This window comes from Aequorivita sp. H23M31 (assembly GCF_004022485.1).
In the GTDB taxonomy this organism is placed as follows: domain Bacteria; phylum Bacteroidota; class Bacteroidia; order Flavobacteriales; family Flavobacteriaceae; genus Aequorivita; species Aequorivita ciconiae.
Genome location: NZ_CP034951.1, coordinates 1,657,801 through 1,669,622 on the forward strand (window position 1 = coordinate 1,657,801; position 11,822 = coordinate 1,669,622).

The following is an 11,822-nucleotide window of genomic DNA, read 5'->3' on the forward strand; positions in this document are numbered from 1 at the left end:
AACACAACTGACTTGTCTTCGGGCAAGTATTTAATTTTAGAATATGTCAAAAAGAAGAATTAATAAGGTAGCCGTCATCGGTTCCGGAATTATGGGAAGCGGTATTGCTTGTCATTTTGCAAATATCGGGGTGGAGGTTTTATTGCTGGATATCGTCCCCCGTGAACTTACAGATGACGAAAAGAAGAAAGGCCTTACTTTAGAAGATAAGGTAGTAAGAAATAGGATTGTCAACCAAGACTTGGCCAAGGCAATTAAAAGCAACCCTGCCCCACTCTACCATAAGGATTTTGCAAACCGCATAACAACAGGAAATCTAGAGGACGACATTTCCAAGGTAAAAAATGTGGATTGGATCATAGAAGTAGTGGTTGAACGTCTTGACATTAAAAAGCAGGTTTTTGAAAATCTGGACAAGCATAGAAAACCCGGAACCCTTATAACTTCCAATACTTCCGGAATTCCTATTAAATATATGAGCGAAGACCGAAGTGAAGATTTCCAAAAGCATTTCTGTGGCACGCACTTTTTTAATCCACCACGATATTTAAAACTTCTTGAGATTATTCCCGGACCTAAAACCTCGCAAGATGTTTTGGATTTTTTAAATGATTACGGACAAAAGTTTTTAGGAAAAACCACGGTAATCGCAAAAGATACTCCCGCATTTATAGGAAATAGAATTGGAATTTTCGGAATTCAAAGTCTCTTTCATCTAGTAAAAGAAATGGGACTGACAATTGGGGACGTAGACAAACTTACCGGTCCCGTAATAGGCCGTCCAAAATCCGCCACCTTCAGAACCGTTGATGTCGTCGGTCTAGATACTTTGGTACACGTTGCAAACGGGATTTACGAAAACGCCCCCGACGATGAGGAACACGAAATCTTCCAAATCCCAGGATTTATTGACACCATGATGGCAAACAAATGGTTAGGAAGCAAGAGCGGACAGGGGTTTTATAAAAAATAAAAAAGGACGACGGCAGCAGCGAAATCCTTTCTCTGGATCTCGATACTTTGGATTATAGGAATAGTAAAAAGGCCTCTTTCGGGACTTTAGAGAAAACAAAATCTGTAGATAATGTAATCGATCGCTTCCCCATTTTGATTGCGGGAGATGATAAAGCCGGAGAATTTTACCGAAAAAATTTCGGGGCTATGTTCGCCTATGTGTCAAAAAGAATTCCGGAAATTACGGACGATTTATACAAAATAGATGACGCCATGAAAGCTGGTTTTGGTTGGGATCAGGGTCCGTTCGAAATCTGGGATGCTGTTGGAGTTAAAAAAGGAATCGAACTTATAAAGGATTTAGGAAAAGAACCTGCACCTTGGGTGAATGAAATGCTCGAAACAGGAATCGACTCTTTCTACACTATAAAGGACGGAAATACTTATTATTATAATATCTCCCAGAAAAAACATTTAAAGGTGCCTGGCCAGGATTCATTCATCATTCTGGATAACATCCGTAAAACTTCCGAAGTTTTTAAAAATAATGAAGTTGTGGTGGAAGATTTGGGCGATGGAATTCTCAATGTAGAATTCCGAAGCAAAATGAACAGCATCGGAGCGGATGTGCTGTCGGGAGTGAACAAAGCTATAGACTTAGCGGAGAAAAATTTTGATGGATTGGTAATAGCCAACAACGGGAAAAATTTCTCCGTAGGTGCCAATATCGGAATGATCTTTATGATGGCAGTAGAACAAGAATATGACGAATTGAATGCTGCTGTCAAGTATTTTCAAGATACCAGTATGCGTATCCGTTACTCCTCTATTCCGGTAATCGTAGCTCCACACGCAATGACATTGGGTGGAGGTTGCGAGTTCTCCCTCCATGCAGACAGAGTAGTGGCCGCAGCCGAAACATATATAGGTCTAGTAGAATTTGGAGTTGGCGTTATTCCCGGTGGGGGTGGATCAAAGGAGATGACCCTTAGAGCGAGCGATGCATTTTCAAAAGACGATGTAGAATTAAACATTCTTCAAAAATATTTCTTAACAATAGGAATGGCGAAGGTTTCAACTTCTGCCTATGAAGCCTACGACCTGGGAATTCTTCAAAAAGGAAAAGATATTGTTGTTGTAAATCAAGATAGCCAAATCGCCACAGCAAAAAAGCTAGCGCGATTTATGGCCGACCAAGGCTACACCAAACCAATCCCCCGAACCGATATTAAAGTTCTCGGAAAACAGGCATTGGGAATGTTCTTAGTTGGCACTGACCAAATGGTAGCCGGAAATTATATTAGCGAATACGACCAAAAAATCGCAAATAAATTGGCCTATGTAATGGCCGGCGGTAATTTAAGTGAGGCAAGTTATGTAAGCGAACAATATTTATTGGATCTGGAGAGAGAAGCATTCTTAAGCCTTGCCGGAGAAAGAAAAACATTGGAAAGATTGCAGAATATGATTCAGAAAGGAAAGCCGCTCAGAAATTAGAAGAGAAGTTAGACCGCTAGAATAAAGAGGCTAGACAAAAGCGAAAACAATTTAACTATTTTCGATATGAGTCGGCACAATTTTAAAAAGTTAAAGATCTGTCAAGAAAGTATCAATCTAATTGGGTTAAGTTATAAGCTCAAACGAACTTTACCTGATTTTGGAAGATATAACTTGATTAGTCAGATGAACAAATGTTTGGTTTCAATTGCTTAAAATATTGCTGAAGGTTCGAGCAAAAGCACATATAATCATTTTAAAAAGTGTCTTGAAGATAGCTTGGGCTCGGCATTTGAATGGGAAACCCAATTAATTGTTGCTTACAACGAAGAATATTTAGATCAGGTAAAATTCGACAAATTGGAAGATAAAATATTACAATTACAAAAAATGATAGGAGCCTTTATTGATAAGCTGGATGATTAATATTCTAAATTCCAGCTGTCTATATTCTAGACTCTATTCGATAAAAAAATAACACGTTATGAAACAAAGAACAGCATATATAGTCAAAGGTTACCGAACTGCCGTGGGCAAGGCACCAAGAGGAGTTTTCCGTTTTAAAAGACCGGATGAACTGGCTGCGGAAACAATAAAATATATTTTAAAGGAAGTACCCCAACTGGACAAAAAACGCATTGACGACGTAATGGTAGGGAATGCGATGCCGGAAGCAGAACAGGGAATGAATATGGGCCGATTTATTTCCTTAATGGCCTTGGATATAGTGGATGTTCCTGGCATGACCGTAAACCGGTATTGTGCCTCGGGATTGGAAACTATTTCCATAGCCACTGCCAAAATCCAAACTGGAATGGCAGATTGTATAATTGCCGGAGGAGCAGAGAGCATGAGTTATATACCAATGGGTGGATATAAACCCGTGCCCGATTATAAGCTGGCCAAAGACGGAAAGGAAGATTACTATTGGAATATGGGTCTTACTGCCGAGGCAGTAGCCAAAAAATATGATATCTCCCGTGAAGAACAAGACGAATTTGCTTACACCAGTCAGATGCGGGCATTAAAAGCACAGGAAGAAAACCGCTTTAAAGATCAAATAGTTCCTATAGAAGTGGAACATACCTTCGTTAATGACGCGGGAAAAAAGGTTACCGAAAAATATACGGTGGATAAAGATGAAGGTCCAAGAAAGGGTACGAATATGGAAGCACTTTCCAAACTTCGGCCGGTATTTGCTGCAGGAGGAACAGTCACCGCTGGAAACTCTTCTCAAATGAGCGATGGAGCAGCCTTCACCTTAATTATGAGTGAGGAAATGGTAAAGGAATTGAATCTAGAACCAATAGCCAGAATGGTTAGCTACACCGCTGTGGGTGTAGATCCAAAAATTATGGGTATTGGACCGATGTATGCCATTCCGAAAGCATTGAAACAAGCAGGATTAAAGCAGGACCAAATGGAGTTGATAGAACTCAACGAGGCATTCGCCTCACAGTCCGTCGCCGTTATCAAAGGTCTTGGCTTAGACCGAGAGAAAGTAAACGTAAACGGAGGGGCTATTGCACTGGGCCATCCATTAGGTTGTACAGGAACCAAGCTATCCGTTCAACTTTTCGACGAAATGCGCAAACGAAACCTACAGGGAAAATATGGAATGGTAACGATGTGTGTGGGTACCGGGCAAGGGGCTGCGGGAGTTTATGAGTTTTTGAAATAGTGTGGACCAAAGAATAGAGAATAGAGAAAAGAGGAAATGCGAAAAAGACATAATTACAAGAATCTAAAGATTTGGCAATTAGGTTCCGAAATAGCTAACGACATCTCTGACATTCTCCTAACCTTCCCGAAGCACGAGCGTTATGATTTAAGCTCTCAATTGTCCCAATACCTAGCAATATTGCCGAAGGCTTGGGGAGAACAAATAAATCATTTAGTTCCTTCTTAGACTAGGCCATTAGTTCATCTTTCGAACTTGGAACTCAATTCTTAATAGCTAAACATAGAGAATATATAAACGAATACATTTTAAAAAAGTTGGAAAATAAAATAGCAGAACGGCAAAGAATGACCATGGGTTTTTAGAATGGTTTGAAGCCTTAAAGTCTCTTATCTTTTTTTCTAAGAAAAATACTTTAATTAATAAAGACATGAACACAACTGAATCAAAAAACAACGAACTCCTTCGCGGTGGCCAATTCCTGGTAAAAGAAACAAAAGCCGAAGATGTATTTACTCCTGAAGATTTTACGGAGGAACAAAAAATGATGCGTGATTCCGTTAAGGAATTTATTGATCGTGAAGTTTGGCCCCTTAAAGAGAGATTTGAGCACCATGACTACGCGCTAACCGAGGAGATGATGAAAAAAATCGGCGAACTAGGCCTACTAGGCGTTGCCGTACCCGAAGAATATGATGGTCTTGGAATGGGATTCGTCACTACCATGTTGGTGTGTGATTATATTTCTGGCGCAACAGGTTCTTTGGCCACTGCTTTCGGAGCACATACCGGTATTGGAACCATGCCTATCACCCTATATGGTACCGAGGAACAAAAGAAGAAATATGTCCCAAAACTCGCCTCTGGAGAATGGTTTGGGGCATACGCATTAACCGAACCAGGGGCTGGTAGCGATGCCAACAGCGGCAAAACAAAGGCAGTGCTATCTGAAGACGGAAAATACTATTCAATTTCTGGTCAGAAAATGTGGATCTCCAATTCAGGATTTTGCCATACAATGATTGTTTTTGCCCGAATTGAAGATGACAAATATATCACTGGTTTCATTGTGGAAAATGATCCAGAGAACGGAATTACAATGGGTGAGGAAGAAAAGAAACTTGGAATCCACTCCTCCTCTACCCGCCAGGTGTTTTTTAATGAAACAAAAGTGCCCGTAGAAAATATGTTGGCCGGGCGAGGCGATGGTTTTAAAATTGCCATGAACGCTTTAAATATTGGACGTATAAAACTAGCGGCCGCGGGTCTTGACGCACAACGTAGGGTAATTACCAAATCCGTTGAGTATGCAAATGAACGGTTTCAATTTAATGTTCCTATTTCTTCTTTTGGAGCAATAAAATTAAAGCTAGCCGAAATGGCGACCAATGCCTATGTCGATGAAAGTGCCACTTATAGAGCAGGAAAAAATATTGAAGATAGAATTGCTCTCAGAGTCGAGGGTGGTAACAGCCATCAGGAAGCTGAACTAAAAGGAGTGGAAGAATACGCTATCGAATGTTCTATCTTAAAAGTTGCTATTTCTGAAGATATTCAGCATTGTACAGATGAAGGAATCCAAATTTTTGGAGGAATGGGTTATAGTGCAGACACTCCAATGGAATCAGCCTGGCGCGACGCACGTATTACTCGTATTTATGAAGGAACCAACGAAATAAACCGAATGCTCTCGGTTGGTATGTTGGTCAAAAAAGCAATGAAAGGACACGTAGATTTGTTGAATCCCGCCCAGGCGGTAGCTTCAGAATTAACAGGAATTCCCTCCTTCGACATTCCAGATTATTCCGAATTGTTCTCTGAAGAAAAGGATATGATTGCCAAATTAAAAAAGGTTTTCTTGATGGTAGCAGGAAGTGCCGTACAAAAATACGGAACGGAGCTGGAGGAGCACCAACAAACCCTAATGGCAGCGGCTGATATCCTCATTGAAATATATATGGCAGAAAGTGCGATATTAAGAACAGAAAAGAATGCAAAACGTTTTGGAAAGGACAGTCAAAAGGAGCAAATCGCGATGTCCCAACTCTATTTATACCATGCGGTGGATATCATAACTATGAAAGCCAAGGAAGCTATTTTATCCTTTGCTGAGGGTGACGAGCAAAAAATGATGCTTATGGGACTTAGACGTTTTACTAAGTACCAAAATATGCCGAATATCGGACAGTTGCGCAAAACGATTGCTGAAAAGGTGATTGCGGAAAACGCTTATCCCTTTTAATAGCGCGCGGCATACCGCTCTTTGTTTCTGAAAAGTTATCAGATTTCTGAAAATTACTTCAACCAAGAATAAAAACTTAGCCCTTATGGATTTCAAAAACTGTGAGGGCTATTTTTTTTAGAAGTTCGTATTCAAATATAATTCGGTATAAATAGTTCCGAAGGAAAACATAACACCCCAGGGTGTGTAAGTTTTTATGAATTAAGATTCGTCAATAATATGTTGTGAATAATTACGCCATTTTTCAAGACAAGCTTCCATATCGTCAGGTATGGGACATTCAAAGCGCATATACTCTTCCGAGAAAGGATGGACAAATCCTAAAGTGCGCGCGTGCAGAGCCTGGCGAGGAAGAATCTTAAAACAATTTTCTACAAACTGTTTGTATTTGGTGAAGGTGGTTCCCTTTAAAATCTTTTCACCACCATATCGCTCGTCGTTAAAAAGTGTATGTCCAATATGTTTCATATGGACACGGATCTGATGGGTGCGGCCGGTTTCCAATCGGCAGGAAACCAACGTAACGTATCCAAACCGTTCTAAAACCTTAAAATGCGTAACTGCTGGCTTTCCTTTTTCTTCAAAATCGTTTTCATATACGGTATTCTGCAAACGATTTTTAGGATGTCTTCCTATATTGCCTTCAATTGTTCCTTCATCTTGTTCCACATTTCCCCAAACCAAAGCCACATATTCACGTTCCGTGCTTTTATCAAAAAATTGTCTGGCGAGATGAGTCATAGCCTCCTCAGTTTTGGCAATTACCAAAAGACCTGACGTATCCTTATCTATTCTATGCACCAGCCCAGGTCGATTGCTACTGTTGTTCGGCAAATTCTCAAAGTGATATGTAAGTGCATTTATAAGAGTGCCACTATAATTACCGTGACCTGGATGTACTACCATACCGGCAGGCTTATTTACGATAATCACGGCCTCATCTTCGTAGGTAATATCCAGAGGAATGTTTTCCGGAACGAGTAGAAACTCGTAAGGAGGATGTTCAAACATTACAGTTACAACATCGTTGCCTTTAACCTTATAACTTGATTTTACGGGAATACCATTTACGTGTATATTTCCTGATTCGGCAGCTTTTTGAATTTTGTTCCGAGTTGCCTTTTCAATCAGGTTCATTAGGTATTTATCTACCCGAAGAGCGCCTTGCCCTTTATCTGCCTTAAAACGATAATGTTCATAAAGATCATCACTTCCCCCAGCATCCTCAATATCTTCTTTAGAATTCATCATTGGGCTCTTCTTCATTTGGAACGGCTTGATCGTCTGTATCAGAGCCGTCATCGGTGGTAAGTCGGTTGAGGGATTGATCACCGACAATTAAGTCAATAACTGAAGTTTTTTGAATAGACGTTCCCGGTTCAAGTTTTTCGCCATTATATCGCATCTCGAGCACATTATCGCTAATATGCGGACGGTAACTTATTTTCCCTATCTCAAAACCCATAGCCAGAAGTGTAGGTTCTGCTTGTCTTCGAGTGCGGCCCAAAACATTTGGAACCTCAACTTTGTTGTAACCGGAAGGATTAAGGGTTAAATATAACTTTCTGTTTTCTTTTACATATTTTCCAGGTTTGGGAATCTGATCTATTACCGAATATTTGGGATAATTTGGATTATAATTCGCAGAATCCAGAATTTCATATCTCAAATCCATTTCGTCCAACTTATCCTCTACTTTATCCAAAGTCATTTTCGCTAAATCCGGGACGGCGATTTTCTCATTGTGATTGGTTGTCATTCGAAGCCACCATAGAATAAGAAATCCCAAAACTATGATCGCTAAAAACGCCAATATCAATTGCTTGATAAATGTCCGGGTAAAAATGAATCGAAAAAATGTCATAAGCTTCTTTGTTTTGTCGCCAAAAATTTAAAGACCCAAAGGTAATGTCTTTTGTTGAAATTGCACCGACCCTTGTTGGAAATCGAAATTGAAATTGAAATTGAAACCTAAGACGATTTCAAGTTCTTTATGACATTGAAAGGCTACCGAGATTTAATCCTGGACGAATTTTCACGCTGTGACTATGGCAAAACACGATTAAATATTGTCTTTGGCTCCCCATATTTTTTACTAACGGGACGTACGCAATATTATCTTGTTCCGGCACAGAATTGTTTGAATCAAAAATTACATCAAATTTTAACTACATTAAGTCCATAATGTGACAGAAATAAAATAGGATAAAATCCCAAAAAATATTCCGTTAGGAAAAGCATTTCAAGAATCAATTTTGTGATGAAAAGATAAGGATTTGTAAAAATTATTTTTAAGAATATTTCATAATAGAATGAAATTTTGTTTCTTGGCTCCTGTACCCTCTCTCTATTAACTTAGAACCCATAACTCACCTCTCATTACCCCTAGACTCATCACATATTTTCATACTTTTACAATCGAATTTTTTAAAATCCTTTGATATGGGAAAGAAACATATAGCAGTGGTAATGGGCGGGTATTCCAGCGAATTCGAAATCTCTATAGGTAGTGGTACCGTGGTATGCAATTCACTGAATAGAGATAAATATGAAGTGTATCCAATCCATATCCTAAAATCAGGATGGTTTTTTGTTGACCAGGACGGCACGAAACACCCAGTAAATAAGGCAGATTTTAGTTTTAATAGCGGTACCGAAACCATTCATTCAGATGCCATTTTCAACACCATTCATGGAACTCCGGGAGAAGATGGATATCTCCAAGCCTATTGGAAGTTGCTGGATATTCCCCAGACCAGTACGGAATATTATCAGGCAGCACTTAGCTTTAATAAAAGAGATTGTTTATCAGTTCTCAAAGGTTTCGGCGTGCTTTGCGCAAATTCCTTCTATATAAATAAGGGTAACGAAATAGATATGGAACAAATCGTCCTGAAAACCGGCCTGCCATGTTTCGTAAAACCTAACCGTTCAGGATCGAGTTTTGGGATAAGCAAAGTTCATAATATAGAAGATTTAATGCCTGCCATTGATTTGGCCTTTACCGAGGATTCTGAAATAATTATAGAAACTGCCCTCAATGGAACCGAGGTACAAGTAGGAGTTTACAACAATGGAAGCGAAATCATCGCTCTACCGCCTACGGAAATAGTCTCTGAAAATGAATTTTTCGATTACGCCGCCAAGTATTTGGGGAAATCACAAGAAATTACACCAGCTCGAATTTCGGAAGAGGAAACCGAAATGCTGCAACAAGAAGCTAAAAGAATCTACGGCCTGCTCAATATGAAAGGTATCACAAGAAGCGATTTTATTATCCAAAAAGGAAAACCCTATTTTTTAGAAATAAATACCAATCCTGGACTGTCAAAAGAAAGTATTGTCCCCAAACAAGCTCGGGAAGCAGGAATGACCTTAACTGATTTTTTTGATATCTTAATACAAAACGTACTAAAATAGTTTCTGGTTTAAGGTTTAAAGTTTCAGGTTCTATTTAGACCGAACTTGTAACCTCCAACCTGAAAGCCCTAACTTGCAACCTTTTTAAGAATGAAATATTACCTCATAGCGGGAGAGGCTTCGGGAGATTTACACGGAGCTAATCTAATAAAAGCCCTAAAAAAAGAAGACCTTAAGGCGGAATTTCGCTTCTGGGGTGGCGATTTGATGAAAGCTGCTGGCGGAACAGAGGTAAAGCATTATAGAGATCTCGCCTTTATGGGTTTTCTGGAGGTGGCCATGAACTTGGGCACCATCTTAAAAAATATAAAATTCTGTAAAAACGACATTGAAACCTTTAATCCGGATGTTATTATTTTTATAGATTATCCAGGTTTTAATCTACGCATCGCAAAATGGGCCCGAGAAAAGGGTTACCGAACACATTACTATATTTCTCCCCAGATTTGGGCCTGGAAAGAAGGTAGGATAAAAGAAATAAAAAGGGATATAGATGAAATGTACGTGATTCTTCCTTTTGAAAAAGATTTTTATGAGAAGAAACACAATTTTCCCGTTCACTTTGTAGGCCATCCATTAATTGATGCCATTCATAATAGAAAACAGGTAAATCCAAAGGTTTTTAAGAAAGACAATGGTCTCGATCAACGACCCGTTATTGCGCTATTACCCGGAAGTCGAAAACAGGAAATTAAAAAAATGTTGGAAATAATGATTTCGGTAGCCAAAAATTTCGGAGGATACCAATTTGTGATTGCTGGAGCGCCCAGCCAGGAAAAATCATTTTACGAAACTTTTCTCACTACGAAAAATGTCCACTTTGTTTCCAATAAAACCTATGATTTATTGAGTATTGCCCATGCTGCGCTCGTTACTTCCGGCACGGCTACCCTAGAAACTGCACTTTTCAAAGTGCCACAAGTGGTGTGTTATAAGGGAAACAGAATTAGCTACGAGATTGCCAAGCGGGTTATTAATCTAGAGTATATTTCCCTCGTAAATCTGATACTGAACAAAACCGTTGTAACCGAATTGATTCAAAAAGATTTCAACAAAAAGGAGCTGGAAGTAGCTCTGAAAAATATCTTAAATCCACAAAAGCGCAATGAAATGTTCTTGGATTATTATAATCTTGAGAACGCTCTGGGTGGACGCGGAGCCAGTGAAAAAACCGCGCAAATGATTTATCATTCCATCTCTGGCAAGCATTAAGGAATTCCATTTCCTTAAAATACCCTGATGCGTATAATTCGACAGTTTATAATATATATATTTTCATATCTTTAACAGATGATTTTAAAGTTGTCAATGATGAGAAATTTATCGCTCCTTTTGATCTTGAGTTTACTACTTATTTCGTGCGGTACTACCCATACTACCCAGACCGCCCACCATAAATCAAAAAACAGCAGTAATAGTCATTCAAGAATTGGCAGAGCTCCAAATACTCCTAAAACGCCAATACGCAAGGTAGAACCGAGTTCGAACGAATTGTTTTATGAAGATAGGGATGAAGCGCCGTATAAAGTGAAGCAGGAAATTATTGATTATGCCAAAACTTTTGAAGGCACCCGTTATAAGTTTGGTGGAACCACCAAAGCTGGAATGGATTGTTCCGGGTTGGTGTGTACCGCCTTTAAAAAAGAAAACATTGAATTACCCAGAATTTCCCGAGATATGGCTACTCAGGGAATACCAATATCTCTTAAGGAAGTGGAAGAAGGAGATTTGGTGTTTTTTAAAACCAGCAGTAAAAATGTTATTAGTCACGTAGGACTGGTAGTGAAAGCTGAGGGTGGGCAAATAAGGTTTATCCATTCTACAACGCGCGCCGGCGTAATTATTTCCTCTCTGGATGAAACCTATTGGAAAAATGCCTTCGTTGAAGTTCGACGCGTTATTTGATTTCAAATTTTCTTTATCTTAGTAGGAACATCTCGAAAAGAATAGAACAAAAACAGATATAAAAAGCGTCATCTTTCACAAAACTTCCCGAGAATAGATTGGCTATTAAATTTTCTCTCCCCA

8 protein-coding genes and 1 pseudogene are annotated in these 11,822 nt (G+C 39.2%); 7 read left to right on the forward strand and 2 right to left on the reverse strand.

The annotated features are described in order from the left end of the window. Nucleotides 1-43: 43 nt before the first annotated feature. From EI546_RS07225 to EI546_RS07245, 4 genes and pseudogenes are all read left to right on the forward strand, one after another. Nucleotides 44-2,451: pseudogene (locus EI546_RS07225) on the forward strand (3-hydroxyacyl-CoA dehydrogenase NAD-binding domain-containing protein). 219 nt (nucleotides 2,452-2,670) lie between these two features. Then, on the forward strand, nucleotides 2,671-2,877 hold the full coding sequence (locus EI546_RS16800; RefSeq protein ID WP_458410625.1) for a four helix bundle protein: 207 nt from the start codon (nucleotides 2,671-2,673) through the stop codon (nucleotides 2,875-2,877). A 58-nt stretch (nucleotides 2,878-2,935) separates the two neighbouring features. Beyond that, entirely contained in the window at nucleotides 2,936-4,132 is a 1,197-nt protein-coding gene (locus EI546_RS07235; protein ID WP_128249916.1) for a thiolase family protein, read from the forward strand. A 430-nt stretch (nucleotides 4,133-4,562) separates the two neighbouring features. Then, nucleotides 4,563-6,374, forward strand: a complete 1,812-nt coding sequence (locus EI546_RS07245) for an acyl-CoA dehydrogenase family protein (protein WP_128249917.1) — start codon at nucleotides 4,563-4,565, stop codon at nucleotides 6,372-6,374. Nucleotides 6,375-6,575: 201 nt separating this feature from the next. On the opposite strand, the gene EI546_RS07250 is transcribed toward EI546_RS07245, so the two are convergent. Continuing rightward, a complete protein-coding gene (locus EI546_RS07250; RefSeq protein ID WP_240673183.1) occupies nucleotides 6,576-7,640 on the reverse strand; it encodes an RluA family pseudouridine synthase in 1,065 nt (354 codons plus the stop codon). After that, a complete protein-coding gene (locus EI546_RS07255; protein WP_128249919.1) occupies nucleotides 7,612-8,238 on the reverse strand; it encodes a PASTA domain-containing protein in 627 nt (208 codons plus the stop codon). Before EI546_RS07255 ends, EI546_RS07250 begins: the two co-directional genes overlap by 29 nt. A 578-nt stretch (nucleotides 8,239-8,816) precedes the next feature. On the opposite strand from EI546_RS07255, the gene EI546_RS07260 reads away from it, so the two are divergent. The 3 genes from EI546_RS07260 to EI546_RS07270 all read left to right on the forward strand — a co-directional run bounded on the left by EI546_RS07260 (nucleotide 8,817) and on the right by EI546_RS07270 (nucleotide 11,699). Further along, nucleotides 8,817-9,794, forward strand: a complete 978-nt coding sequence (locus EI546_RS07260; protein WP_128249920.1) for a D-alanine--D-alanine ligase — start codon at nucleotides 8,817-8,819, stop codon at nucleotides 9,792-9,794. Nucleotides 9,795-9,884: 90 nt separating this feature from the next. Continuing rightward, on the forward strand, nucleotides 9,885-11,006 hold the full coding sequence (gene lpxB, locus EI546_RS07265) for a lipid-A-disaccharide synthase (protein WP_128249921.1): 1,122 nt from the start codon (nucleotides 9,885-9,887) through the stop codon (nucleotides 11,004-11,006). Nucleotides 11,007-11,102: 96 nt separating this feature from the next. Continuing rightward, on the forward strand, nucleotides 11,103-11,699 hold the full coding sequence (locus EI546_RS07270; RefSeq protein ID WP_240673184.1) for a C40 family peptidase: 597 nt from the start codon (nucleotides 11,103-11,105) through the stop codon (nucleotides 11,697-11,699). Nucleotides 11,700-11,822 lie beyond the last annotated feature (123 nt).

Excerpts from the sequence above, each read along its gene's own strand:
- EI546_RS07245 (WP_128249917.1), top strand. The coding sequence starts at position 4,563 with ATGAACACAACTGAATCAAAAAACAACGAACTCCTTCGCGGTGGCCAA.
- EI546_RS07255 (WP_128249919.1), bottom strand. The coding sequence starts at position 8,238 with ATGACATTTTTTCGATTCATTTTTACCCGGACATTTATCAAGCAATTG.
- lpxB (WP_128249921.1), top strand. The coding sequence starts at position 9,885 with ATGAAATATTACCTCATAGCGGGAGAGGCTTCGGGAGATTTACACGGA.
- EI546_RS07260 (WP_128249920.1), top strand. The coding sequence starts at position 8,817 with ATGGGAAAGAAACATATAGCAGTGGTAATGGGCGGGTATTCCAGCGAA.
- EI546_RS07235 (WP_128249916.1), top strand. The coding sequence starts at position 2,936 with ATGAAACAAAGAACAGCATATATAGTCAAAGGTTACCGAACTGCCGTG.
- EI546_RS07250 (WP_240673183.1), bottom strand. The coding sequence starts at position 7,640 with ATGAAGAAGAGCCCAATGATGAATTCTAAAGAAGATATTGAGGATGCT.
- EI546_RS07270 (WP_240673184.1), top strand. The coding sequence starts at position 11,103 with ATGATGAGAAATTTATCGCTCCTTTTGATCTTGAGTTTACTACTTATT.